The organism is Pseudomonas sp. SG20056, from assembly GCF_031764535.1.
In the GTDB taxonomy this organism is placed as follows: domain Bacteria; phylum Pseudomonadota; class Gammaproteobacteria; order Pseudomonadales; family Pseudomonadaceae; genus Aquipseudomonas.
This window is the reverse complement of record NZ_CP134499.1, coordinates 125,720-150,957: the sequence shown is the minus strand read 5'-3', so window position 1 is coordinate 150,957 and position 25,238 is coordinate 125,720. Positions and strand designations below refer to the sequence as shown.

At 61.1% G+C, this 25,238-nt stretch carries 24 protein-coding genes; 9 read left to right on the top strand and 15 right to left on the bottom strand.

Annotation, left to right across the window (positions count from 1 at the left end):
- The first annotated feature begins 50 nt into the window (after nt 1-50).
- Together RHP75_RS00700 and RHP75_RS00695 are read left to right on the top strand one after the other, a co-directional pair.
- Nucleotides 51-1,076: an AraC family transcriptional regulator gene (locus tag RHP75_RS00700; protein ID WP_311090029.1), complete on the top strand. Its 1,026-nt coding sequence runs from the start codon at nt 51-53 to the stop codon at nt 1,074-1,076.
- Nucleotides 1,077-1,106: 30 nt separating this feature from the next.
- Entirely contained in the window at nt 1,107-1,589 is a 483-nt protein-coding gene (locus tag RHP75_RS00695; RefSeq protein ID WP_311090028.1) for a hypothetical protein, read from the top strand.
- A 25-nt stretch (nt 1,590-1,614) separates the two neighbouring features.
- On the opposite strand, the gene RHP75_RS00690 is transcribed toward RHP75_RS00695, so the two are convergent.
- Nucleotides 1,615-2,577: an SDR family oxidoreductase gene (locus RHP75_RS00690; RefSeq protein ID WP_311090027.1), complete on the bottom strand. Its 963-nt coding sequence runs from the start codon at nt 2,575-2,577 to the stop codon at nt 1,615-1,617.
- Between the two features lie 206 nt (nt 2,578-2,783).
- On the opposite strand from RHP75_RS00690, the gene RHP75_RS00685 reads away from it, so the two are divergent.
- Both RHP75_RS00685 and RHP75_RS00680 read left to right on the top strand, forming a co-directional pair.
- Entirely contained in the window at nt 2,784-3,131 is a 348-nt protein-coding gene (locus tag RHP75_RS00685) for a VOC family protein (RefSeq protein WP_311090026.1), read from the top strand.
- An 11-nt stretch (nt 3,132-3,142) separates the two neighbouring features.
- Nucleotides 3,143-4,156, top strand: a complete 1,014-nt coding sequence (locus RHP75_RS00680) for a DUF5924 family protein (protein WP_311090025.1) — start codon at nt 3,143-3,145, stop codon at nt 4,154-4,156.
- 126 nt (nt 4,157-4,282) lie between these two features.
- Here the strand turns inward: RHP75_RS00680 and RHP75_RS00675 are convergent, their stop codons facing one another.
- The 5 genes from RHP75_RS00675 to RHP75_RS00655 form a co-directional block, all read right to left on the bottom strand.
- Nucleotides 4,283-5,512: a nucleoside recognition domain-containing protein gene (locus RHP75_RS00675; RefSeq protein WP_311090024.1), complete on the bottom strand. Its 1,230-nt coding sequence runs from the start codon at nt 5,510-5,512 to the stop codon at nt 4,283-4,285.
- A 327-nt stretch (nt 5,513-5,839) separates the two neighbouring features.
- Nucleotides 5,840-6,298 carry an inhibitor of vertebrate lysozyme family protein gene (locus tag RHP75_RS00670; RefSeq protein WP_311090023.1) on the bottom strand — a complete coding sequence of 153 codons (459 nt, stop codon included), beginning with the start codon at nt 6,296-6,298 and terminating at the stop codon, nt 5,840-5,842.
- 154 nt (nt 6,299-6,452) lie between these two features.
- Complete coding sequence (locus RHP75_RS00665) at nt 6,453-6,617, bottom strand: DUF1328 domain-containing protein (protein WP_090379030.1); 165 nt, start codon at nt 6,615-6,617, stop codon at nt 6,453-6,455.
- Nucleotides 6,618-6,694: 77 nt separating this feature from the next.
- A complete protein-coding gene (locus RHP75_RS00660; protein WP_311090022.1) occupies nt 6,695-7,129 on the bottom strand; it encodes a PA2169 family four-helix-bundle protein in 435 nt (144 codons plus the stop codon).
- 91 nt (nt 7,130-7,220) lie between these two features.
- Nucleotides 7,221-8,057: a BON domain-containing protein gene (locus RHP75_RS00655; protein WP_311090021.1), complete on the bottom strand. Its 837-nt coding sequence runs from the start codon at nt 8,055-8,057 to the stop codon at nt 7,221-7,223.
- A gap of 252 nt (nt 8,058-8,309) precedes the next feature.
- Here RHP75_RS00655 and algB point away from each other — a divergent pair, with 252 nt between their 5' ends.
- The 3 genes from algB to RHP75_RS00640 all read left to right on the top strand — a co-directional run bounded on the left by algB (nt 8,310) and on the right by RHP75_RS00640 (nt 11,973).
- A complete protein-coding gene (gene algB / locus RHP75_RS00650) occupies nt 8,310-9,662 on the top strand; it encodes a sigma-54-dependent response regulator transcription factor AlgB (protein WP_311090020.1) in 1,353 nt (450 codons plus the stop codon).
- Nucleotides 9,659-11,434, top strand: a complete 1,776-nt coding sequence (locus RHP75_RS00645) for a KinB sensor domain-containing domain (RefSeq protein ID WP_311090019.1) — start codon at nt 9,659-9,661, stop codon at nt 11,432-11,434. Before algB ends, RHP75_RS00645 begins: the two co-directional genes overlap by 4 nt.
- Before the next feature lie 134 nt (nt 11,435-11,568).
- Nucleotides 11,569-11,973: a DUF1330 domain-containing protein gene (locus RHP75_RS00640; RefSeq protein ID WP_311090018.1), complete on the top strand. Its 405-nt coding sequence runs from the start codon at nt 11,569-11,571 to the stop codon at nt 11,971-11,973.
- Between the two features lie 20 nt (nt 11,974-11,993).
- On the opposite strand, the gene RHP75_RS00635 is transcribed toward RHP75_RS00640, so the two are convergent.
- The 3 genes from RHP75_RS00635 to RHP75_RS00625 all read right to left on the bottom strand — a co-directional run bounded on the left by RHP75_RS00635 (nt 11,994) and on the right by RHP75_RS00625 (nt 15,053).
- Complete coding sequence (locus RHP75_RS00635) at nt 11,994-13,478, bottom strand: nucleobase:cation symporter-2 family protein (protein WP_311090017.1); 1,485 nt, start codon at nt 13,476-13,478, stop codon at nt 11,994-11,996.
- Nucleotides 13,479-13,686: 208 nt separating this feature from the next.
- Nucleotides 13,687-14,463 (bottom strand): N-acetylmuramoyl-L-alanine amidase, encoded by a 777-nt coding sequence (locus RHP75_RS00630; RefSeq protein ID WP_311090016.1) that lies wholly within the window; start codon nt 14,461-14,463, stop codon nt 13,687-13,689.
- Nucleotides 14,460-15,053: a MarC family protein gene (locus RHP75_RS00625; RefSeq protein ID WP_311090015.1), complete on the bottom strand. Its 594-nt coding sequence runs from the start codon at nt 15,051-15,053 to the stop codon at nt 14,460-14,462. The genes RHP75_RS00630 and RHP75_RS00625 overlap by 4 nt, the downstream gene beginning before the upstream one ends.
- A gap of 180 nt (nt 15,054-15,233) precedes the next feature.
- On the opposite strand from RHP75_RS00625, the gene RHP75_RS00620 reads away from it, so the two are divergent.
- A complete protein-coding gene (locus RHP75_RS00620; RefSeq protein WP_311090014.1) occupies nt 15,234-16,652 on the top strand; it encodes a DASH family cryptochrome in 1,419 nt (472 codons plus the stop codon).
- A 6-nt stretch (nt 16,653-16,658) separates the two neighbouring features.
- Here the strand turns inward: RHP75_RS00620 and RHP75_RS00615 are convergent, their stop codons facing one another.
- From RHP75_RS00615 to RHP75_RS00595, 5 genes are all read right to left on the bottom strand, one after another.
- A complete protein-coding gene (locus RHP75_RS00615) occupies nt 16,659-18,527 on the bottom strand; it encodes a diguanylate cyclase (RefSeq protein WP_311090013.1) in 1,869 nt (622 codons plus the stop codon).
- Nucleotides 18,528-18,542: 15 nt separating this feature from the next.
- Nucleotides 18,543-19,406: an endonuclease/exonuclease/phosphatase family protein gene (locus RHP75_RS00610; protein WP_311090012.1), complete on the bottom strand. Its 864-nt coding sequence runs from the start codon at nt 19,404-19,406 to the stop codon at nt 18,543-18,545.
- Between the two features lie 23 nt (nt 19,407-19,429).
- Nucleotides 19,430-20,059, bottom strand: coding sequence for a thiol:disulfide interchange protein DsbA/DsbL (locus RHP75_RS00605; RefSeq protein WP_311090011.1), 630 nt, complete (start codon nt 20,057-20,059; stop codon nt 19,430-19,432).
- 153 nt (nt 20,060-20,212) lie between these two features.
- The gene (locus RHP75_RS00600) at nt 20,213-20,818 is read right to left on the bottom strand and encodes a cytochrome c (protein WP_090378999.1); all 606 of its coding nucleotides are present in this window, start codon (nt 20,816-20,818) and stop codon (nt 20,213-20,215) included.
- A gap of 46 nt (nt 20,819-20,864) precedes the next feature.
- Nucleotides 20,865-21,155, bottom strand: coding sequence for a cytochrome c5 family protein (locus RHP75_RS00595; protein WP_304865831.1), 291 nt, complete (start codon nt 21,153-21,155; stop codon nt 20,865-20,867).
- Between the two features lie 247 nt (nt 21,156-21,402).
- On the opposite strand from RHP75_RS00595, the gene yihA reads away from it, so the two are divergent.
- Nucleotides 21,403-22,056, top strand: coding sequence for a ribosome biogenesis GTP-binding protein YihA/YsxC (gene yihA / locus RHP75_RS00590; protein ID WP_170050115.1), 654 nt, complete (start codon nt 21,403-21,405; stop codon nt 22,054-22,056).
- Between the two features lie 290 nt (nt 22,057-22,346).
- Here yihA and polA read toward each other — a convergent pair whose 3' ends face one another.
- Complete coding sequence (polA, locus tag RHP75_RS00585) at nt 22,347-25,202, bottom strand: DNA polymerase I (protein WP_311090010.1); 2,856 nt, start codon at nt 25,200-25,202, stop codon at nt 22,347-22,349.
- Between the last annotated feature and the right edge of the window lie 36 nt (nt 25,203-25,238).

Sequence of the window (25,238 nt, the reverse complement as noted above, 5' to 3'; positions counted from 1 at the left end):
TAGACGTCTTAACGCTACCGCCAAGCCACAGCTTTGGGCAGAATCAGGCCATGCCCAAGCACACACTCGACTCGCAACACACCTCCGTCAGCGCCAGCATCACCCTCGCGGTGCTGCATGCCGCCAGCCGCCTGGGCGTTGATCGCGCCCAATTGATGAGCGCCTGCGAACTGCACGACAGCCAGCTCAGCGATCCTGATGCCCGCGTGCCTTTCGCCACGCAGGAACAATTGTGGCAATACCTCAGCCGCATCGAACATGCCGAACCCGGCCTGGCCCTGGGTTGCAACCTCGCCCCTGGGCCGTTCAGCGTACTTGGTTACCTGTTGCAGAGTAGCCCGACCTTGGGCGACGCGCTGGCGGCCGGGCTGCGCTATCAGCGTCTGGTCGGCGAGGGCGGCGAAGTACAACTGCGCGAACAAGGCGAGGAGCTGCAACTGCTGTATCGCCCGCTGCACCCCGAGCTGCCGGCCACTCGCACCCGCGTGCTGGCGCTGATGGCCTGCTGGGTACAGATGCTGCATCCGCTGCTGGATAACTGGCAGCTGCTGCGCGCGCAGTTTGTTCACCCAGAACCGCCGACGCTGGACAGCTACCGCGCCACCTTCGCCTGCCCGCTGCAGTTTGCCGCCAGTGATTACGGCATCGTCCTGCCGCGCAGCCTGGCCAGCGCGCCGCTGATCCAGGCCAACCCGCCGCTGCAAAACCTGCTGCGCCAGCATGCTGAAGCCCTGCTCGCGCGCCTGCCCAGCGAAGGGCTAAGCGCCCGCGTGGTGGCTTTGCTCGGCGAACAACTGGCGCGCGGCGAACCGGACCGCAGCGAGCTGGCGCGACACCTGCACCTAAGCGAACGCACCCTGCAACGTCGCCTGGCCGATGAAGGCTGCAACTACCAGCAACTGCTGAACGACACCCGCCAGCAACTGGCCGAACAACACCTGAGCACCGGCGATTTACCCGCCGCAGAAATCGCCCTGCTGCTGGGCTATTCGGAACCCAGCGTGTTCTTTCGCGCGTTTCGCCAATGGACCGGGCTAACGCCGGGTGAATATCGGGCGCAGCAGAAAGCCCAGTAACTATCTATTAAGTATCTTCAAGGGAGCAACATGGAACTTAAAGTAGGAAACTTCACCTTCGGAAGGTGCGACAAAATTGCTGCAGAATGGATGCATCAACACGGCCAAGTTTTACTGAAGTATTCTTTATCAATCATATTTATTTGGCTCGGCGCGCTGAAACCGCTTGGCTTGAGCCCAGTAAATGATCTGATAACCAACACAATAACCTGGCTTCCTCCCGACATCTTTATCCCTATCCTGGGGTACTGGGAGATTGCCATCGGTATATGCCTGCTTTTTAGACCACTCCTGAGAATTGCCCTGACCCTACTGTTCTTACAGTTGTTCGGAACTATCCTGCCGTTATTTGTATTGCCTGAAATCTGCTTTATAAAATTCCCTTACGCCTTAACTCTTGAAGGGCAATACATAATTAAAAATTGCGTGATCTTGAGCGCGGCCCTTGTGGTTGGCGGTGGCTTAAGCAAAGACAGCTCGCTGCATACCAACCAATGTGTTCAAGAAACCTAACGTGTGTTCAAGTCGCTAGCGAGAATCAAGCCTGCCCTTCAATCCCCTGCGCCCGTAAAAACGCCAGAAACGCTTCGCGCGAGCTATAGCGTGGGCTAAAGCCGAAGTCCTGTTTTAGCCGGCGATTGCTTAGCACCGGGCGATAACGCAGAAAATCCACCTGCTCCGGGCCGTAGGGGCTGAGGCCGAGGGGTTTGAGCACGCGCAACGCGGCGCGGATCAGCCAGGCTGGCAAGGGCCGGTAGGGTTTGCCCAGCAGCTCGGCGATTTCCTTGAGTGACAGGGCGCCGTCGCCGGCCAGGTTGAAGATGCCGGCGCTCTGCTGGCGCAGGCCACGGCTGATGATGTCCACCACATCCTGATCCCAGATAAATACGAAGCGGCTGTCGCTGCCGCGAATACCCAGCACTGACGGCTTTTTGAACAGCTCGGTGATCTGGTTGTTCACCTGTTTGCCGAGGATGGTGCCGGGGCGCAGCACCAGCTGCTTGAGGTGCGGGTGCTGCGCGCGGGCTTCGGCCAACAGCACCTCCACTTCAAGTTTGTGCTTGGCATAGGCGAACTGTGCATGGCCGCGTAGCGGCTGGTCTTCATCCAGCCACTCGGCATTCTGCGGGTCATAGCCATAGGCGGCGCCGGAGCTGGTGACGATCAACTGTTCGACGCCATGGGCCGCAGCTGCCTGGATCAGCGATTGGGTGCCGCCAACATCGATGGCATGCAGCTGTGCTTCGCTCATGCCTGGCGGCGGTGTGACCACCGAAGCCAGGTGAACAATCGCCTGCGGCTGCCAGGTCGCTACGCAGTCCTCCACGGCCGCCGGCTGGCTGATATCGAGCAGCACCGGTTCGATATTCAGCTTCATCCCCGCGCGGTTCTGCGGGCGAATATCGGCGGCAATCAGCAGCCACTGCGGGTGCTGAATAGCCAGCTGGTTAAGCAGCTGCTGACCGATATAACCGGCTGCACCTGTGATCAAGACGCGCATGTAGCTCTCCATAACGCAGCACGGCCCCATGGAGCGGGCGCTGCGTTTTCACCGACTGTGTTTACCCATTGCAGGCTATCCAGCGCGTTGCGGGGAGACAGTGGCAAGGCTGGCCAAACTGCGTGGCGAAAGGCGACAGATGCGTGTGCCCTGGCCGGCGGGGCGCGCTATGCTCTGCGCCCCGCCATTCGCCCAGGTATGCCGCCATGAGCCAAGCCGAACAGAATCTGCGTATCGACTACATCGAGTTCGCCGCCGTCGACCTGCCGCTGCTCAAGCAGTTTTACCAACAGGTGTTCGGCTGGCGCTTTACCGACTACGGCCCGCACTACAGCAGCTTTACCGATGGGCGCATGACGGGTGGCTTTACCACTGACAGTGCAGCGGGTAGCGGGCCACTGGTGGTGATCTATGCCGCGGACCTGGAAGCCGTGTGTGCCCAGGTGGCTGCCGCCGGTGGGCAGATCACTCAAGCGATTTTCAGTTTCCCTGGCGGGCGACGCTTCGAGTTCAGCGATCCCAGTGGTAATCGTCTGGCCGTGTGGTCGGAGTAATCGGACGTCCCATGCAAGCAGTGAAACAACAGGTGTTCAAACTGATCGCCCTGATTCAGCGCAATCCGGGGATGGTGGCGATCTTTGGCTTTGCCTCGGGGTTGGCGAGCTTTCTGCTGGTCGAGCGGCATGCCGGGCTGGCGCAGGTGTTGGCACTGGTGATGCTGGTCAGCTGGTTGTGGCTGATTCTGGAAAACATCCTGCGCGAGCGCATCGCCCAGTGGTTTGGCTTTGAGTTGCCGCCGCCGCTGCTGCGCTATGCGACGCAGATGATCCACCAGGAGAGCCTGTTTTTCGTTTTGCCGTTCTTCTTTATCACCACCACCTGGAACAGCGGCCAGTTGCTGTTCAGCGGCCTACTGGCCAGCGCCGCGCTGATTTCGATCATCGACCCGCTGTACTACCGCTGGCTGGCGCCCAAGCGCTGGCTGTTTCTCGCCTATCACACCCTGGCGCTGTTCGCGGTGCTGCTCACCGCCCTGCCGATCATCTTCAAGCTGACCACCCCGCAGAGCTATCAGCTGGCCCTGGCGGCGGCGGTATTGCTGTCGTTCCCTTCGCTGTTCGCGATCATCACCGTGCAGCGCTGGTGGCGCGGCCTGCTCTTGGTCGGCATGACCCTGGCCATCGGCGCAGGCGGCTGGCTGGCGCGCACCTGGGTGCCACCGGCGACCTTGTGGCTGACCGAGGTGGCGGTGACCAGTGAATTCGATAACCAGAACCGCGCGCCGGGCGAGAGCATCAAGGAATTGAGCGTGGCGCAACTGCGCAGCCAGGGCCTGTTCGCCTATACCTCGATCAGTGCGCCGCGCGGGCTGAATGAGCGGATTTATCACGTCTGGCGCCGCGATGGCGGCGAAGTCGAGCGCATTGCCCTGGATATTCAAGGCGGGCGCAAGGAAGGCTACCGCGCTTGGACCCACAAACAGAACTTCCCCGCCGACGCCATAGGCCGCTGGCAGGTGCAGGTGCTGACCGAAGCGGGGCAGATGATTGGGGTGCTGCGCTTTAAGGTGGTGGAGTAGCGGCTTAGCGGTGGGTGCCTTTTATTCCCTCTCCCGTTTACGGGAGAGGGTTAGGGAGAGGGCTTGGTGTTTTTTCACCCTCTCCCCCAGCCCCTCTCCCACATGTGGGAGAGGGGAGCTAAATGCTTAGCCGAAGAACCAGTAGCAGACGAAGATTGCCGCCACCACACCGGCCAACTCGGCCAGCAGCGCGCAACCCACGGCGTGGCGCACGCGCTGGATGCCGACCGCGCCAAAATACACCGCCAGTACATAGAAGGTGGTTTCCGTGCTGCCCTGGATGGTCGCCGCCACCAGCGCGGCAAAGCTGTCGACGCCGTGGGTCTGCATGGTTTCGATCAGCATGGCGCGCGCCGCGCTGCCGGAAAACGGCTTGACCAGCGCGGTGGGCAGCGCCTCGACAAAACGCGTATCCCAGCCAAGCGCTTCAATCAGCCAGCGAATGCCATCCAGACCGAACTCCAGCGCACCAGATGCACGCAATACGCCAATCGCACAGAGCATCGCCACCAAGTAGGGCAGCAGGCTTTTGGCCACGTCGAAGCCTTCTTTCGCGCCTTCGACAAACTCCTCGTACACCGCCACCTTCTTCAGCGCGCCGAGCAGCAGAAACAGCATGATGATGCCGAACAGGGTGAGGTTGCCGGCCAGCGACGACAGGGCCGCCAGCGCCGTGGCGGACATGGTCGCCAGCACAGCCATAAAGCTGCCCAGCAGCAGCGCGCCGGGGATCAGGTACGCCAGCACCACCGGGTCCCACAGGCGCAGGCGCTGCATCAGCGCCACTGACAGTAAACCGACCAGGGTCGACGCGCTGGTGGCCAGCAAAATCGGCAGAAACACTAGAGTGGGATCAGGCGCCCCTTGCTGGGCGCGGTACATAAAGATGGTCACCGGCAGCAGGGTCAGCGACGAGGCGTTGAGCACCAGAAACAGAATCTGCGCATTAGTCGCCATGGTGCTACTGGGGTTGAGCGTTTGCAGCGCGCGCATGGCTTTCAGGCCAATCGGCGTGGCGGCGTTATCCAGGCCCAGGCCATTGGCGGCGAAGTTCATGGTGATCAGGCCGAGGGCCGGATGGCCGCGCGGCACTTCCGGCATCAACCGCGCAAACAGCGGGCCGAGCATGCGCGCCAAGGCATCGACCAGGCCGGCTTTCTCGCCAATGCGCAACAGCCCGAGCCAGAGGGTCAGGGTGCCGAACAGCAGCACCATGACCTCGACCGACAACTTGGCCATGGCAAACAGGCTTTCGACCATGGCAGCGAACACCGCCGGGTCGTCACCGAGCAACCAGCGCGACAGGCCGGCAATGGCCGCCACCACGAAAAACCCCAGCCACAGCCAATTGAGCATGCCGTCTCTCCCCCAGATCAATGGGCGGGATGATAGCGCGGCTTATACAGCGGCTTATACAAAGGAGATGGAGAGAGTCTTTTTACGAGCTTGCGAGCTAGAGTCCTGCAAGGCAAAAACAGGCGAGAAACGAAGCGCAGCGGAGTAACAGCCAACGGCTGGCCCGTAGGGTGAGCGCAGCGAATCAAGCGGAGTGTACTGTTGTACATGAGCATTACTCGTTCTACTCGCCCTCCGGGCCGCGCTAAAGCGCGTTAGCCGCAAGCGGCTTACCGAGCCTGTTTTTAACGCAGCAGGGCCGACGCGCAGCAGATCGTAAATAGACTCTTAGTACCAGTTCGGGTCACTTCTCAGCTGCTCTTGCAGCAACTGCTGAGTCGCTTCGTCCGGCTCGCCAAGCCAGCGCAGGGTGGCGTGCTGGCTGGGTGCCTTGTCCGTCGGCAGGCCTTCGGGCAGTTGCACATAGAGGGCGTAGGCGTCGTCCTTGTCCCAGCTGAAGGCCACGTAGAGACGCTGGTTGAAGCAGTTATTCTCCTCACACAGCTGGCCGACCAGGTACTTGTCGCCGTCGTCATCCAGGCCCTGCATGGGGCTGGCGATGCCGCTGAGATTGATCACCCACTCTGGCAGACGGCTTTCCTCTTCCACCAGTTCCTGCCAGCTTTCTTGATAGGCAGGGTCACTGGCGAGCAGTTCGTTGAGGCGGAATTGGCCGTCGGTGTCCGCGGCCAAAGCCGCCGCACTGCCGCCCAGCAACAGGGCGGCAAGCAGCGTCTTGATGGTCATGGTGGTTCCTCTAGAAGGTCGTTGGAAAAACGTAGGCGAGGCAGGCAAGACAAGGCAAAAGCGACCTAGAAAGCGGAGTTTACGGCTGTAAATGAGCATTTCTAGGGCGCTTTTAACGCGGTATTGCCAACGCAGGTAGTTTTTCAACGACCGGCTATCCACGTGGGCGGCGGCCCATGATGAACGAGACGATAAACATCACCAGAAACACCACGAAGAGAATTTTCGCGATACCCGTGGCGGTGCCGGCGATACCACCGAAGCCCAGAACTGCAGCGATGATGGCGATAATCAGAAAGGTAATGGCCCAACTCAGCATGGCGATACTCCTTGTTTACTCAGTGTGCGCCGCGGCGCGGTATGACCCGGTGTGGCGCAAACCACACCGGACCGGGCTTACTGCATGGACTGTTTCAGGGTGCGCATGCGGTCATGGTTGGCGCGCACTTTCGGCATTTCTGCAGTCAGCAGGGCCTGCACGTCCGGCTCGGCACTTTCCAGCGCATCCTCGAAGGCATGCAGGATGCGGTCTTCGGCTTCTTCCAGCTGACCCACGTAGGTGGCTTCGGTGTCGCTGGCCAGGGTCGCCTTGGTATCGGCGTAAACCTGACGCAGCTTGCCGACAAAGGTGCCGCCGCTGGCCGGGACTTCCTGATTGGCTGCAACTTTTACCGACAACGCGCGGATCAGCTCGTTCTTGCTCTGTGACATGTCGCGGAACAGCACCTGCAGGCGCACGTCCTTCACTTCGTCGTGGGCGTGCTGGTAGAAGCGCTGGCCGTCACGGGTGATTTCGATCAGTTCGTTAAGTTGCTCTGTTTTATCAGTCATGGTGGATCTCCTGTGAGTTGTAGCGGCTGCCGCGTTGGCAAGGCAGCCTCAAACAACAGGCCGCGACCGGCATGGCCACGGCCCGGATGAATTAGCTATCGATGCGCAGGGCATCGGCGTCGACACCGCGCACGCCACGGATGTTGCGCGCGGTTTCAATCGCCAGTTGCTTCTCGGCGTTGCTCAGCACGCTGCCGCTGAGGCTGACCATGCCCTTCTGGGTGTCGACTGAAATATCCAGACCGTCGAGGTTGCGGCTGTAGATAAAGCTGGATTTCACCTTGCTGGTGATCCACGCATCGCTGATCACTGCAGCGGTGTCATCAGCCGCGTTCTGCGCCTTGGCAGCGGTGCTGTCGGTGGCGCTGATGCTCAGCTGGTTGTTCACTTCACGCACACCATCGGTGTTGGCCGCCAAGCGACCAGCCAGCTCCTTGGCTTCAGCGCTCTGCGCGTTACCGGTCAGGCTGACTTTGCCGTTGGCCGCATTGACGTTGATGTCCAGACCTTCGGTGTTGCTGTTCCACAGCAACTTGGATTTCACCGTGGCCACCAGGGTCGCGTCGTCAAACCGCTGCGACAGGTTTGGCTCGGCGCTGGCCTTGGCTTCGAAGGCCGGGTCCAGAGTCAGCTGGTTGTCGACCTTCTTCACCCCTTCGATACCCAGGGCAATCTGCTCGGCCAGGTCGCGCTCAACATCGGTTTCCACCTTACCGGTCAGCTTGGCGCTGCCGTTCTCCACATCCACATCGATGGTGAAGGGGTTGAGGTGGCGGTTGAGGGCAAACGCGGTCCAGATCGAGCCTTCCTGGCGCGCCTCGCTCAGCTCGCGGCTGGCATCGCCCTCGGCAGCATAGGCAGCGAAAGGAGCCAGACCGATCAGGCCGGCGGTCGCAGTGGCCAGGGCCAGAGTTTTCAATTGATGCATGGCAGTTCCTCCAATGGATAACGATCAAGCAGACGGCCGTTTGTCGCCGTCGTTACTGATAGATCGCAAGCCGCATGCCAGCTTTTCATATCTCAATAAACTTATATAAATCAGTCACTTAATATTGATTGCCGCACGCGAAAAGCTTGCAGCTTGCATGATCACCGCAGAACAGCCGTGCAACTTGCACGACGTGCCGCGGACTAACCCTGTGCACGCAATGACTGTGTGCGAGACAAGAAGGAGATGGCTATGCACGCAAGCACGGAAGAACACAGCCTGGGGCGCATTCTGCTGGTGGATGACGAGAGCGCCATCCTGCGCACCTTCCGCTATTGCCTGGAAGACCAGGGTTACCAGGTGAGTACCGCGAGCAGCGCGGCACAGGCCGATGCCCTGCTGCTGCGTCAGGTGTTCGATCTGTGCTTTCTCGACCTGCGCCTGGGCGCCGACGACGGCCTGGAGGTGCTGGCGCAGATGCGTCTGCAGGCGCCCTGGATGCGTGTGGTGATCGTCACCGCGCACTCGGCGGTGGACACTGCGGTGGATGCCATCCAGGCCGGTGCGGCGGATTATCTGGTCAAGCCGTGCAGCCCGGAGCAGCTGCGCCTGGCCGCCGCCAAACAGCTGGAAGCGCGCCAACTGGTTGAACGCCTGGAGCGTCTGGAAGGCTATGTGCGCAAGCCCGGCGATGGCCTCGACTCGCAGAGCCCGGCGCTGATGGCGGTGCTGCAGACGGCCAAGCAGGTGGCTGATACCGACGCCAACATTCTGATTCTCGGCGAGTCCGGCACCGGCAAGGGTGAGCTGGCGCAAGCCATTCACCGCTGGAGCAAGCGCGCGAAGAAATCCTGCATCACCATCAACTGCCCGTCGCTGAGCGCCGAGCTGATGGAAAGCGAGCTGTTCGGGCATAACCGCGGCGCCTTTACCGGTGCCAGCGAAAGCACCCTGGGGCGGGTCAACCAGGCCGATGGCGGCAGCCTGTTCCTCGACGAGATCGGTGACTTCCCATTGGCGCTGCAGCCCAAGCTGCTGCGCTTTATTCAGGACAAACAATACGAGCGCATCGGCGACCCGGTGACTCGCCAGGCCGATGTGCGGATTCTCGCGGCCACCAACCTCAACCTCGATGAAATGGTCCAGCAGGGCCGTTTCCGCGAAGACCTGCTGTATCGCCTCAACGTCATCACCCTGACCCTGCCGCCGCTGCGCGACCGGCGCGAGGACATTCTCGACCTGGCCGAGCGTTTTCTCGCGCGCTTTGTCGTCGACTATGCGCGCCCCGCCCGCAACTTCAGTGACGAGGCCCGCGAGGCGCTGCTGACCTACGCCTGGCCGGGCAATATCCGCGAGCTGCGCAACGTGATTGAGCGCGCCAGCATCATCTGCAGCGAAGAACTGGTGCAGGTCAGCCACCTCGGGCTGAACGCGTCGAGCAGCCAGTGCGCACCGCAGATCGGTGACCAGCTAAGCCTGGAAGCCCTGGAAAAAGCCCACATCAGCGCCGTGATGGCCAACAGCGACAGCCTCGACCAGGCGGCAAAAACCCTCGGCATCGACGCCTCGACCCTGTACCGCAAACGTAAGCAGCTCAGCCTGTGAACTTGCGCAGCCGGCTGTTTATCAGCAGCAGCGCGCTGCTCACTGTGGCCATCGTCGGGCTGCTGCTGGGGATGTTCAGCGTGCTGCAACTGACCCAGGTGCAGAGCCAGGCGATGACCCGCAACCTGCAGATCATCGATGCCAGCCTGGGCCTGCGTCAGGAGCTCGGCAAACAGGTGATTTTGCTGCTCGCCGAGGACCTCGACCGTGAGGCACTGAAAGCCTCTGATGAGCAATTCAAGCTCTGGCTACAGCGCGCCGCCGCAAGCGCCACCGATGACAGCGACCGTCAGGCGGTAGCCGAGATCGAACGCGCCTACGCCAACTTCGATGACCTGCTGGCCAAACCCCTGACGGTGCGCCGCGAGTTGCTGCGCAATGACAGCTTCGGTCGCGCCATCGAAGCCCTGCGTGACCGCATCAATGCGGTACAAACGCGCTACGTCGACGCCGCCGCATACGAAGAAGCCCGCGCACGCGAGCGCGCCTGGTTGATCGCCGGCCTGCTCGGCATGATCTGTCTGGCGGTGCTGGTGATCGGCTTTGTCACCGCGCACAACATCGCCCAGCGCTTCGGCCGGCCCATCGAGGCATTGGCGCGGGCCGCCGATCAGATCGGCCAGGGCGATTTTCAGGTCACCCTGCCGTTGACCCCGGTGGCAGAAATGTCCGCCCTGAGCCAGCGTTTCGGCCTGATGGCCGAGGCCCTGCGCGAGTTCAAGAACAGTGATGTCGAAGCCCTGCAGGCCGAGCAGCAACGCCTGCAGGCGGTGCTCGACAGCATCGATGACGGCCTGCTGATCTTCGATTGCGCCGGCCGGGTCGAGCACGTCAATCCGGTGGCCCTGCGCCAGCTGGGCTGGGGTGCCGAGCAGCTCGGGCAGACCCTCGACGTGGCCCTGAATCGCGCCGATCTGGCCGAGCAGTTGCACAAGGTGCTGCAAGGCGAAAGCCTGGATGAGGTACTGGACGATGTGCAGACCGAGGTCGATGGCGAGCAGCGTGTGCTGGCTTACAGCCTGTCTGGCGTCCATCACAGTGAAGGGCGCTTTATGTGCGCGGTGATGGTGCTGCGCGATGTCACCGAGCAGCGCGCCTTCGAACGGGTGCGCAGCGAGTTTGTGCTGCGCGCCTCGCACGAACTGCGCACACCGGTGACCGGCATGCTGATGGCGTTCGGCCTGCTGCAGGAGCGCCTGCAGTTTGCCGCAGAATCCCGTGAGGCCGACCTGCTCACTACCGTGGATGAGGAAATGCATCGCCTGCTGCGCCTGATCAACGACCTGCTGAATTTCTCGCGCTACCAGAATGGCCTGCAGGCGCTGGAGCTCTCTGCCTGCGCCCTCGGCACGCTGCTGCAACAGACCCAGCAACGCTTTACCGCCCAGGCCGCCGACCTGCAGATCAGCATGGCTTGTGAAGTGCACGGCGAACTGCCGGACGTGCAGATCGACCCGCTGCAGATCGAGCGGGTGCTCGACAACCTGATTGGCAACGCCCTGCGCCACAGCCACCCTGGCGGGCATATCCGCCTGCAGGCACGGCAGCAGGATGATCGGGTGGTGCTCAGTGTGGAAGATAACGGCGAGGGCATTCCCTATCGCCAGCAGGCGCGAATCTTCGAGCCCTTCGTGCAGGTCAGCCGCAAGAAAGGCGGCGCCGGCCTCGGCCTGGCGCTGTGCAAGGAAATCATCCAGCTGCATGGCGGACAGATCGGCGTGCATTCACGCGCAGGGCAAGGTGCGCAGTTTTATGTGGCGCTGCCAGTATAAAAATCTGCTCACAAGCGGCTGGGTTAAACACAGGCTCTAACGCATCGATTGCATGCAATCAGCCAGGCTGATGCAGATTGCCTGTTGAGCACTGCATGCCGACACTGGGGGTTCCACTCACGAGGAGCGCCGCCATGCCCAGCATCAACCCCAGTCCTGACCAACTGGCTGCATTCACCGCCAAGGTAGCGGATGACACACCGCTGCTGATGCTCAACCTGCTGCGCTTTCAGGCCCTGGCCAGCTATGCCAGCGGCAGCAGCCACCCCCCCTGCAGCGGCCGCGAAGCCTATGCACGCTACAGCCAGACGGCGCTGCGTAAAGTTCGTGGTGTGGGCGGCGAGGTGCAGGTCATGGCCGCCGCGCAGGCGGCCCTGATTGCCCCGGCCGATGAGCAGTGGGATGAGCTGCTATTGGTGCGCTACCCCTCCAAGGCGGCCTTTCTCAGCATGCTGGCCGACCCGGAGTACCGCGCGGCCACCGAACACCGCACGGCCGCCCTGGCCGACTCACGCCTGATCGCCACCACGCCGCGTTAATGACGTGGTGACCAGCCCGGCTAGTGCCCTGACGCTTCCTTGATCAGCGGCACTTCCTTGCCCTCGGCGTCGAACAGCTTGCCGCCCTTGAAGTAATCACCATCGTTGAGTGCGGCAATGTCCTGGTAACGCAGGGTGCGCTCGTGGCCGGCAACGAATACCGACTGCTGGTCCGAGTTACCCGTCTTGAAGTGGTTGAAGGCCAGGTTGAGCAGAATCGCCATGATCGCCGCCGAGCTGATACCCGAATGGAAAATGGTCTCGAACCAGGCCGGGAATTGGTGATAGAAGGTCGGCGCAGCAATCGGGATCATGCCGAAACCGATCGAAGTGGCGACGATGATCAGGTTCATATTGTTGCGGTAATCCACCTTGGACAGGGTGCGAATGCCGCTGGCCGCCACGGTGCCGAACAGCACCACGCCCGCACCGCCGAGCACCGCCGTGGGCACGGCAGCAACCAGACGGCCCATCACCGGCAGCAGGCCGAGGGTCACCAGAATCAGACCGGCCGAGGCCACCACATAGCGGCTCTTCACCCCGGTCACGGCCACCAGGCCGACGTTCTGGGCAAAGGCGCTCTGGGTGAAGGAGCCGAAGATCGGCGCAAACACGCTGGAGATCATGTCCGCACGCAGACCATTGCCCAGGCGTTTGGAGTCGACCTTGGTTTCGATGATGTCACCGACCGCGAGGATGTCCGCCGAGGTTTCCACCAGGGTGACGATGATCACGATCAGCATCGAAATAATGGCCGCGACGTGGAAGGTCGGCATGCCGAAATGGAACGGGCTGGGCATTGCCACCATCGGCCCCTCAGTCACCTTGGAAAAATCCGCCATGCCCAGGGCCACGGCTACCAGGGTGCCGATGACCATGGCCAGCAGGATCGACAGGCGCGAGATGCTCGAACTGCCCAGTTTGCTCAACAGCAGCACGGTGACCAGGGTCAGCGCGGCCAGGCCGATATTGGCCATGCTGCCGAAATCCGCCGCGGCGCTGTTGCCGCCCATGGCCCAGCGCGCCGCCACCGGCATCAGGGTCAGGCCGATGACGGTGATGACAATGCCATTGACCAGCGGCGGGAAGAATTTGGTGATTCGCGAGAATACCGGGGTGATCAACAGCCCGATAATCGAGGCCGCGATCACCGCGCCGAACACCGCCGGCAGACCGCCGGCACCGTCACTGCCGAGGATCGCAATCATGGTCGCCACCCCGGCAAAGGACACACCTTGTACCAGCGGCAGCTGTGAGCCGAAGAACGGAAGCCCGAGGGTTTGCAGCAAGGTCGCCAGGCCGCCGGCAAACAGCGAGGCGGCAATCAGCAAGCCGATATCGGCGGGTGACAGACCGGCGGCCTGACCAATGATCAGGGGCACCGCAACGATGCCGCCATACATGGTCAGTACATGTTGCAGGCCATAGGCGAGGTTGGCACCGATACCAAGGTTTTCGTCTTCCGGGCGCTGTGCGGAAGACGGCGTAACAGGTGAAGTCGTCATGCTGGGGTACTCGCTGTTTGTTCTTGTGCGAGCAATGTAGACAAACAAAAAGCGTCTTGGCTACAACTTTGTATACATTTTCAGACAAAAGAGCATCGCCAGAACGATTCTCGAATACACAGTCTAGAAACGAACATGCGCACATAAAAAACCGCCGAAACATACGTTGTTTCGGCGGTTGTTTATTACCAACGCTGCAGGCCTCGGTTTAGAGCATTGCGGCCAGTACCACCAGCAGCGCCGCCGTCTGGGCATCCGGTTCGCCGTCATAGCGGGCCGGGCGGTATTTCATCTGAAAAGCCGCGATGACATTGCGCGTGGCCTGATCCAGCTCACCGTGCAGCGGCACGGCATAACCCTGTCGCATCAATTGCTCCTGGAACCACTGCACGCTCGGCAGGCTGGCATTGAACAGTGCCTGCTCGCGCGCCACCTCGGTGGCATCCGGCCAAGGCATCAGGCCAGCGTCAGCCAGACGCTTCCAGGGGAACAGCGGGCCGGGATCAACCTTGCGCTGCGGCGCGACATCGCTGTGCGCCAGGATGCTGCCGGGCGGCAGCTGGTGGCGCTGCATGATGTCTTTGAGCAGCACAATCAGTGCCTCGATCTGCGCTGGGGCAAACGGCTGCCAGTAGCGGCCTGCGGGGGTGTCATAGAAGCCCTGGTTAACCAATTCGATGCCTATCGTGGTGCCATTAAGCCAGGTACGTCCCTGCCACTGGCTGTCACCGGCATGCCAGGCACGACGGTTTTCATCGACCAGGCGGTAGATGGTCGGCGGGGCTTCGCCGATCAGGTAATGGCTGCTGACGTCGGTCTCGGTCAGCAATTGCAGCGAGCGCGCCATGTCGGTGGAGGTGTAGTGCAGCACGATGTACTGCACGCGGCTGTTCTGCCCAGTGGCGGTATGGCTGTCGTCGATGCGTAAACCGCTGCTGCAACCGGCCAGCGCTAGAAGTAAAAAACTGAGGCAAAGAACTTTCATGGGCTGATATGCAACACGCTTTGCAGGTTATCCAGCAGCATATCGACGCTGAGCATGATCAACAGCATGCCCATCAGCCGCTCCACTGCGGTCAACCCGCGAGGTCCGAGAAACCGCTGCAGCAACGAGGCCTGCAACAGAATAAATGCGGTCGCCGCCCAGGCCAGGAACACGGCAGCATAGAGTTCCCAGAGCGGCCCATCGTGGGTATTGCGCAAGGTCATCAACACCGCCAGGGCTGAGGGGCCGGCCACCGCTGGGGTAGCCAATGGCACCAGCATCGGCTCGCCATCCGGCACATCACCCAACACCCCTTGCGGGCCGGGGAAGATCAGGCGCATGGCGATCACGAACAGGATGATACCGCCGGCAATCGCAGTTGCCTCCCGCGACAGGCCCAGGGCGCTGAGCACTTTGTCACCAAAGGTAAGAAACAGCAGCAACAGTGCCAGAGCAAACACCAGCTCACGCGCGGCAACCCACAGGCGACGCTTGGCCGGCACGTTCTTCAGTGCGGCGATAAAGATGGCGATATTGCCGAAGGGGTCGGTGACCAGAAAGATCAACGCGGCGATGCCGAAAATATCCATAGCTACTCCTCAACAGATCGGCAGAGTTTAGTGCCTCTGGCAGTAGAAAACGCCTTTGATCCGGCAGAACAACCACGCTGGTCTATTGCCTGGGCAAGACCGAATTGGCGCTGCTAGACTAACAGCTGTACAAATATGGAATTTTTGTACAGCTTCTGTATCGATTAGGAGATCAGCACCATGCGCGCACTACTGTGGTTCAAACAGGATTTACGCCTTGATGACCACCCCGCCCTGCAGGCGGGCCTGACGGCCGAATGCCTGCTGCCGGTGTATGTACTGGACCCTGCGCTGCTGCAGCTCAACGAATTCGGCATGCGCCGCATGGGCGTACACCGCGCGCGCTTCCTGCTGGAAAGCCTGTTGGCGCTGGAAGGTGAATTGCGCCAGCGCGGCTCGCACTTGCTGGTGGTGATCGGCTCGGCGGAACAGGCAATTGCTCAACTGGTCACCCAGTTCAACCTCAACCAGGTGCTGACCCTGGAAGAAATCGCTCCCGATGAACGCGCCCAGGTGGCCCGTGTAGCTCGGCGCCTCGGTGATATTCCCCTGCAACAGGCGCCAGCCAACAATCTGCTGCGCCCGGATGAACTGCCGTTCAGCATCGAGCAACTGCCGCATGTATTCAGCCGCTTTCGTAGCCTGGTGGAAGAACGCCTGCAGGTGTTCCAGCCACGCCATGCACCGGATCGTCTACCAGTGCTGCCGGATGGCGCACTGGCGCTGATGCAACCGTTGCCGACGCTGTCACAACTGGGCCTGGGCGAACCGCTCAGCGTGCCGGCCAGTGCCTTTCCATTCTCCGGTGGCGAACCTGCTGCGCTGGGTCGGCTGCGTGACTACCTGTGGAAAACCCAGGGCGTGCGGCAGTACAAGGACACCCGCAACGGCATGATCGGCAGCGAATACTCATCGAAATTCTCGCCCTGGCTGGCCAACGGCAGCCTGTCCGCGCGGCGCGTGGTGGCCGAGCTACGCCGCCACGAGGCACAGTACAAACGCAACGACTCGACCCAGTGGTTGTGGGTGGAAATGCTCTGGCGTGATTTCTTCCGCTGGACCCTGCTTCGCCACGGCAGCGCACTGTTCAAGGCCGGCGGCCTGAAGGCCACCGAACGCGCGCCGCAGCAACTGGATCAACGCTTTCAGGATTGGTCACGCGGGCGCACCGGAATGCCGCTGGTGGATGCCAATATGCGCGAACTGGCTGCTACCGGATTTATGTCCAACCGCGGCAGGCAGGTGGTCGCCAGCTACCTGATCAATGATCTGCAACAGGACTGGCGCCATGGTGCGGCCTGGTTCGAAGAGCATCTGATTGATTACGACCCGGCTAGCAACTGGGGCAACTGGGCTTACCTGGCTGGCGTAGGCAACGACCCACGGCACAACCGGGTGTTCAATGCCCTGCGCCAGGCCCGTGAATACGACCCCGAGGCGCAGTACGTCAGCCTCTGGCTACCGGAGCTGCGTGATGTGCCACAAGCGCTGCGGCATACGCCCTTTCTGCTCGCGGGCGGGCATCTGCGTACTCTCGGTTACCCGCAACTGAACAGCATTCCAGAGAGCTGGACGCCCTACCTGCATGCAGTGGCCTGAGCCGAGCTAGCTCAGCTCGACCCGATTGCGGCCGCCGCTCTTGGCACGATACAGCGCCTGATCGGCACGCTCGAACACCTTGTCGCTGCCCTCATCACCAACAAAGGCGGTCAGGCCAGCCGACAGGGTGATGGTCACGCGCTCACCGCGAAAGTGAAACGGGCACTGCTCGACACCATCAAGCAAGGTCTGCAGCAGCTGACGCCCCCCCTCAAGGGGCGTCGAAGGAATCAGCAGAACAAATTCCTCACCACCAAAACGGGCAATAAAGTCAGTCTTGCGCAAACGTTTGGCCAGCTCGCCGGCAATGATCTTCAACACCTTGTCACCGGCCAGGTGGCCGTAGCCGTCATTGATCCGCTTGAAGTGATCGATATCCAGCACCGCCAGCAGCAACTCACCGCCGTAGCGCTTCCAGCGCGCCATCTCCAGCTCCAGGCGTTCAGTCCAGCCCGCACGATTGGGCAGGCCGGTCAGTGGGTCGATCAGGGCCTTCTGGCGCTGCTCTTCGAGGTTATCGCGGAAACTCTGCGCTTCCTGCTCCATCTCCGCGACCTTCTGGGTCAAGCTTTGCAGGCGCTGCGCCACTTCTTCCTCGTGGCCGTCACGGTGCTTCTGGTGCTCGCTGACCGTGCTGAGCAAACCCTCCAGGCGCGCCTCCAGTGATTGCTTGAGGGTCGGCAGATCAATCGCATCCTGCACGCTGGCCTGCAGACCACTGACCTGGTCGCGCAATTCCTGATTAAAGGTCCGCGCGCTTTCTACCGATTCGCTATAGCCCTCATGGGCCTCGCTGAGGGTGGTAAGAAACGACGCCAGGCGTTCGTTGAGCTGCTTCAGGTAACTGGCAAACTCGCGCTGACCGCTGTCGGTAACGGCCAGCACCAGCACCGCTAGATCATCCAGCACCGACACCAGCTCATACCAGTTCAGGCCACCCTGCACGCGTTGACGCAACGCCTCGCCCTGGGGCTGATGGCGCTCCGGCAACTCCAGCTCATCGAGCAGCCCCATCAGACTATCGCCGATATGCGGGGCAACCGCGCTATAACCCGGCTCGGGTATCTCTGGCAGGGCGTAGGCGGGATCTCCCGAGCCCTGGATTGACGCAGCAGCTTCAGGCGCCAGTACGGGGCGGGGCACTGCTGTCGCCGCTGCCGGCTGCAGCTCTGGCTCGATGGATGGCGTGGCAGCGGCTACGGGCACAGGCGCCGCACTGCTCGGACTTATCGAAACTTCAGCAATCTGTGGCGCGGTTTCAGGTTGAGCGATAACAGTTGGGGCAGACGTGGCTGGTTGCAGCATTTCGGCCGAAACCGGCTCGCCCGGCTCAGGGCTGCCACTCGCAGCCTCCTTGCCGCCAAACAGACGCTGGAGAAAACCCGGACGTGCCTGGCTGGGTTCAGCCTCAAGCGCCGCCAGGGCTTGCTGTTGCAGACTACTTAATTCACTGAGCAGCGCCGGCAGCTCGCGCGGCTGGCTGGCACGTTCCTCAATGCGTTTGGCAAATTGCTTGAGCGCCTTGCGCACCTCGCGCGGCGGCTCCAGAGCAAGCAGTTGATCGGTCAGGCTGGTGACCCCAGAGATGTTCTGCTCGACGCGATCCTGCCGGCGCTTTTCCGAGTCCAGCACGGCCTTTTCCAGGCGCGGTATCAGCGCCGAAAGACCGCTATCGATATCGTCGCGACGCAGAATATCGCGCAGCTCCTGCATGCACTGGTCAACCGACTTGTCACTGCCTTCAGCAGCCAGCGAGCTGCGCACCAAGCCGCGTCTTAGCAGGTCGAGTCGGGCATCCCAGCTGCGTTCGAGTTTCTCTTGCTGTTCCAGGCTTTCCAGGTACTTGCTTTTCCAGCGCTGGGCATCATCGGTCATGATTACAGTCCACGTTCAGGGCTCAATCAGCATAGGCGCTGCGGGGCCATACAGTGAAGTGGGCAGACGAATTTGCACCGCCACCGGCAAGTGATCGGAGATCGGCTGCGACAACACCTCACAGCGCTCCAGCGGCAGGCCTGGACTGAGCAGAATGTGGTCAAGGCAGCGCTGCGGCCGCCAGCTGGGGAAGGTCGCCTCTATCTGCGGAGCAACCAGGTCAAGGTCGCGCAACGGCGAATGCTGCAGCAGATCATTGGCATGCGTATTCATATCGCCCATCAGCACCATGTGCCGATAGTCACTGAGTAGTTCGCGGATATAGGCCAGCTGACGGGTACGCGTACGGGCACCAAGGGACAGGTGCATCATCACCACGACAACCGCGTCCGGCCCCTCACCAATGCGCAGCAACATCGCGCCACGGCCCGGCGGGCCGGGCAGCGGGTGATCTTCCAGCAAACTGGGACGTAAACGGCTGAGTACGCCATTGCTGTGCTGGGCCAAACGGCCAAGGTTGCGGTTGAGTTGCTGGTACCAGTAAGGGAAGGCGCCGAGGTGCGCGAGGTGTTCGACCTGATTGACGTAGCCCGAACGCAGGCTGCCGCCATCGACCTCCTGCAGGGCGACCAGATCGAAATCACCGAGCAGATCGCCAATCCGTTGCAGATTGCCGCTGCGCCCAGCATGCGGCAGCAAATGCTGCCAGCTGCGTGTCAGGTAGTGGTGATAACGCTGGGTGCTGATGCCGACCTGAATGTTGAAACTGAGCAGCCGCAGGCTGCCATTCTGCGGCCAGTCGCCGGCAGGCGCGCAACGTGGATTGACCTGTGGATCACACAGGTCAATCGCCCGTCTGGCCGGCCAGCGCCTGAGCATTACGCGTTATCCGCGCACGCCAGTTACTGCGCGGCGCGTTCTTTGGCGATCAGGTGATCGGCCACTTGCAGCGTTTGCTGCGGGCCGCCCGAGCTGCTGATGTCGAAACGGTATTTGCCGTTGACGATCATCACCGGCACGCCGGTGATCTGGTAAGCCATGGCCAGTTTCTTGGCCTTTTCCAGCTGGCTCTTCACGCCGAAGGAGTTGTAGGTCTTGAGGAAGGCGTCCTTGTCGATGCCTTCGGCAGCCAGGAAGTCGGCCATCTCTTCCGGGGTGGCGAGCTTCTTGCCCTGCACGTGGATGGCGTCGAACACTGCAGCATGCACCTTGTGCTCAGCCTTCATCGCCTCAAGGGTGATAAACAACTGGCCGTGGACGTTCCACATGCCGCCGAACATGGCTGGGATACGTACGAAATTGACATCTTCCGGCAGGGTGTCGATCCACGGGTTGATGGTTTCTTCAAACTTGTAGCAATGGCCACAGCCGTACCAGAACAGCTCTACCACTTCGATCTTGCCGGGCTTGGCAACCGCAACAGGGTTATTCAGCTCGACATACTGTTTGCCTACTTCGATTGGCTCGGCGTGGGCGCTCAGGCCAAACAGGCTGGCGGTGACGAGAGTGGCACTGAGAATCAGGTTACGCATGCGTTACTCCTTGGCTATAAACGGTGCGTGATGACGAACCGAAGTTCGACCCGCGAGGCAAACTGGGGTTCCATGCATTGTAGCGATGCCCACAACGAAAAAGGGTGGCCTGAGCCACCCTATTTCATTACGACATGTCGCGGTGTTAGCGGATCAATGCAGACCCTGGATAAAGCTGGATACCGCTTCGATGTCCTTGTTGCTCAGCTTGGCTGCGATCGAACGCATGATCATGCTGTCGCCATCATTGGTGCGGTTGCCTTCGCGGAAGTCGGTCAGCTGCTTGGCAATATAGGTTGCGTGCTGACCACCCAGTTGCGGGTAACCGGCGGCATCCAGGCCAGCGCCATTCGGCGAATGGCAACCGGTGCAAGCAGGCATGCCTTCAGCCAGTTTGCCGCCGCGGAACAGCTCGCCGCCACGCTCGACCAATTTTGGGTCGGCTGCGCCAACGCTCATCTGCTGGCTGGCGAAATAGGCGGAGATGTCTTCCAGATCCTGATCGCTGAGGTTATCCAGCAAACCGGTCATTTCCACAACAGGGCGGGCGCCGGACTTGATGTCCTTCAGCTGCTTGAGCAAGTAACGCTCGCCTTGACCAGCTAGTTTCGGGAAGTTCGGCGCAGCGCTATTACCATCGGCAGCATGGCAAGCACCACACACAACAACCTTACCCTGACCGGCTTCAGCATTGCCTGCGGCATGTGCCAGGCCGGTGATGCCCAGGGTCAACAGCAGACTCACGAGTACTTTGTTCATCAGCTAATCCAATTTACGGCTAAGAGAAAGAGTTTATAAGCCGGGCTTACTCGGTCATCAACTTGATGACGGCTTGGTAATCCTCGGCCGAGCAGTCCATGCACAACCCACGTGGCGGCATGGCACCCAAACCATTGGTGACGCTCTGTACCAGTGCATCGGTGCCTTTGGCCAGGCGCGGTTCCCAGGCAGCCTTGTCGCCTTTCAGCGGCGCGGTTGGGATCGCCCCGTTGTGGCACACACCACAAGCCCGCGCGTAGACGGCCTCTGGGTCCTGTGCAGCCTGAGCACTCAACGACAGCATCAATACACTGGCTGCAATCAGCAAGTTTTTCATCAGATCAACCTCATCAGGGAGGGGAACGTACTGCTTTCTAGGGGCAGATGATCTAAATCGTTCCCGTGAACACTTATCCAACAGCGGGAGAAAGCGCACACAAAATCTGCGCCATTATATACTGGCGTCATTGAAACGGAAACGACGCAGCTTGCCGCGCCATGCACCAACAGGCAGGCTGCGCGCAAATGTCGCAAGGGCATCGCGCCTGTAACGCCACCCTACGCTCGCCCTCACGGATATCCAGATGCAAGCCAAGAACCCCATTATCGGCCTGTGCCAACAGGCTACTTTCCTTATTAGCGCGGCCAAAGTTGACCAGTGCCCGGAGGATTTCGGCCATGAAGTGGCCTTTGCCGGGCGCTCCAACGCCGGTAAATCCAGCGCCCTGAATACCCTGACCCACGCTAGCCTGGCACGTACCTCGAAGACGCCAGGACGCACCCAGCTGCTCAACTTCTTCAAGCTGGATGAAGAGCGCCGTCTGGTCGACCTGCCGGGTTATGGCTACGCCAAGGTGCCAATTCCGCTGAAACTGCACTGGCAGAAACACCTGGAAGCCTACTTGGGCAGTCGCGAATGCCTGCGTGGGCTGATGCTGATGATGGACATCCGCAAGCCGCTGACCGAGTTCGATATCCTCATGCTGGATTGGTCGGTTGCCAGCGAAATGCCCATGCATATCCTGCTGACCAAGGCTGACAAGCTGGCCTTTGGCGCAGCGAAGAACACCTTACTGAAAGTGCGTCAGGATATTCACAAGGGCTGGGGTGATCGCGTGAGCATCCAGCTGTTCTCTGCGCCTAAGCGCATCGGCATCGAAGACGCTCAAGAGGTACTGGCGCAATGGATGCAGCTGGGCGAATTTGCCCTGCCGGATGACGAAGAAGTCGACGCCTGACTGACGCGCTGGTTGGCTGGCATAAAAAAACCCCGAAACTTCTTATGGGGGAGGGAAGTTTCGGGGTTCAACATCTGAACCGCTAGGGCGGGGTCCAGAATCTGCCAACACTTAACACAACAAAGGAGCATCGAATGGTTGTCTAGGCCATTCATAAGCTCTGAGTGGGCAGGCCGAGGCAAAGTTCAGGATCGTGGCGTAATTAATTAGTTATAAGCGCGTCCGTATTGATACTCATACGCCTTTAGCGCCCGCCATGCGGGCGCTGCAGCCAAATTGCGGCGCGCGAATCAATGGGCTTCATCCCAGTTATCGCCCACACCCACTTCCACCAGCAACGGCACATCCAGCGCGGCGGCATTGCCCATCAGCGGCTTGATCTGCTCGCTGACCTGCTCGACCAGATCCTCACGCACTTCCAGCACCAGTTCGTCGTGCACCTGCAGGATGACTTTGGCATCCAGGCCGGATTCGCTCAGCCAGTTGTCCACGGTGACCATGGCGCGCTTGATGATGTCCGCCGCCGTGCCCTGCATCGGCGCGTTGATCGCGGTGCGCTCGGCGCCTTTGCGCAGCGCCTGGTTCTTCGCGTGGATATCCGGCAGGTACAGGCGACGGCCGAACAAGGTTTCGACAAAACCCTGCTCGGAAGCCTGCTCGCGGGTGCGCTCCATATAGGCCAGCACGCCGGGGTAACGGGCAAAATACACATCGATATAGGCCTGCGCCTGCTTGCGGTCGCAGCCAATCTGCTTAGCCAGGCCGAACGCGCTCATGCCGTAGATCAGACCGAAGTTGATCGCCTTGGCGCTGCGGCGCTGATCACTGGTGACCTCCTCCAACGGCACGCCGAACACTTCGGCAGCGGTGGCTTTGTGCACATCGCGGCCATGGCGGAAGGCATCCAGCAGGCTCTCATCCTTGGCCAGATGGGCCATGATGCGTAGCTCGATTTGCGAATAGTCCGCCGCCAGCAGCTTGTAGCCCTTGGGCGCGACAAACGCCTGGCGAATACGCCGGCCCTCGGCGGTGCGGATCGGGATGTTCTGCAGGTTCGGGTCGGTGGACGACAAGCGTCCGGTCGCCGCCACCGCCTGGTGATAACTGGTGTGGATGCGCCCGGTGCGCGGGTTGATCTGCTCTGGCAGGCGGTCGGTGTAGGTGCTTTTCAGTTTGCTCAGGGAGCGGTACTGCATCAGCACCTTGGGCAGCTCGAAGTCCTGTTCGGCCAGTTCGGCGAGCACCGCTTCGGCAGTCGACGCCTGGCCCTTAGCGGTTTTGCTAATGACCGGCAGACCGAGTTTCTCGTAAAGAATCACACCGAGCTGCTTGGGTGACGCCAGGTTGAACTCTTCACCGGCAATGTCGAAGGCCTGACGCTCCAGGGCCACCAGCTTTTCGCCCAATTCGTTGCTTTGCAGGCCGAGCAGGTTGGCATCCACCAACGCCCCCTGGCGTTCGATACGCGCCAGCACCGGCACCAGTGGCATTTCGATTTCCTGCAGCACCTTGGCCAGGCTCGGCTCGGCCGACAGTTTGCTCCACAGGTGCTGGTGCAGACGCAGGGTCACATCGGCATCTTCGGCGGCATAGGGCGCGGCCTGGGCCAGGTCAATCTGGTCGAAGGTCAGCTGCTTGGCGCCTTTGCCAGCGATGTCCTCGAAACGGATATTGCTGTGATCCAGGTACTTAAGCGCCAGGCTGTCCATATCGTGACGGGTTGCGGTGGAATCCAGCACATAGGATTCGAGCATGGTGTCGAAGGCCACGCCCTGCACGTGGATCGGCGTCGAGGCATTGGCAAGAATATTGATGTCGTACTTGGCGTGCTGACCGACCTTGGCTTTGCTCGGGTCTTCGAGAATCGGCTTCAGCGCCTTGAGCACCTCATCGCGATCCAGCTGGGTCGGCACGCCCATATAGCTGTGAGCCACCGGGATATACGCCGCTTCGCCGGCCTTGACCGCAAACGACAGGCCAACCAACTGAGCCTTTTGTGCATCCAGGCCAGTGGTTTCGGTGTCAAAGGCAATCAACTCAGCATTGCGCAATTTCTCTAGCCAGACGTCGAACTGCGCCTGCTCGAGAATGCACTGGTAATCGCCCAACGCAGCCGCTGCGGGCAACTCGGCAACCTCGGCCTCGACAGTCGGAGCATCAGCGGCCGAATTGGCCGGCGTAAGGACAGCAGCGGCACTGGCGCTGGGCGCAAGAGCAAACAGGTCATCGGCCGGCGCTGCGACCGGGGCCTGGACCGCCGGGGCCGGATTGCTGCGCAGCAGTTCATCACGCCAGGTTTTGAATTCCAGCTCGGCGTACAACTCGACCAGTGCAGGTACATCCATCTCGCCGGGGTGCAGCGAGTCGATGGCGATATTCAGCGGCACATCCAGTTTGATGGTCGCCAGGGCGTAGGACAGGTAGGCCATGTCCTTGTGCTCGGCGAGTTTGGCCGGCAGGGTCTTGGCCCCACGAATCGGCAATTCCGACACCTTGTCGAGATTGGCGTAGAGCACATCCAGACCGCCGCCGACACCGACCAGCAAGCCCAGCGCGGTCTTTTCGCCGACGCCCGGCACGCCGGGAATGTTGTCGACCTTGTCACCCATCAGCGCCAGGTAATCGATGATCAGCTCAGGACCGACACCGAATTTCGCTTTCACGCCATCGATGTCATAGACGCTACCGGTCATGGTGTTGACCAGCGTAACGTGCGGACAAACCAGCTGAGCCATGTCCTTGTCGCCGGTGGAGATCACCACGTCACGGCCCTCGGCCGCGCACTGGCGGGCCAGGGTGCCGATCACATCATCGGCCTCGACGCCCTCGACACACAACAGCGGGTAGCCCATGGCCCTGACGCTGGCATGCAGCGGCTCGACCTGCACACGCAGCTCATCGGGCATGGACGGGCGATTGGCCTTGTACTCGGCGAACATTTCATCGCGGAAGGTCCCGCCCTTGGCGTCAAACACCACGGCAAACGGGCTTTTCGGGTACTGCTTGCGCAGGCTCTTGAGCATGTTCAGCACGCCCTTCACCGCACCGGTGGGCAAGCCCTTGGAGGTGGTCAGCGGCGGCAGGGCGTGAAAGGCACGGTAAAGGTAAGACGAACCGTCAACCAGAACGAGAGGAGCTTGGCTCATGAGCAGGATCAACCTTTTCGGCGGGGGCAGCGGTAG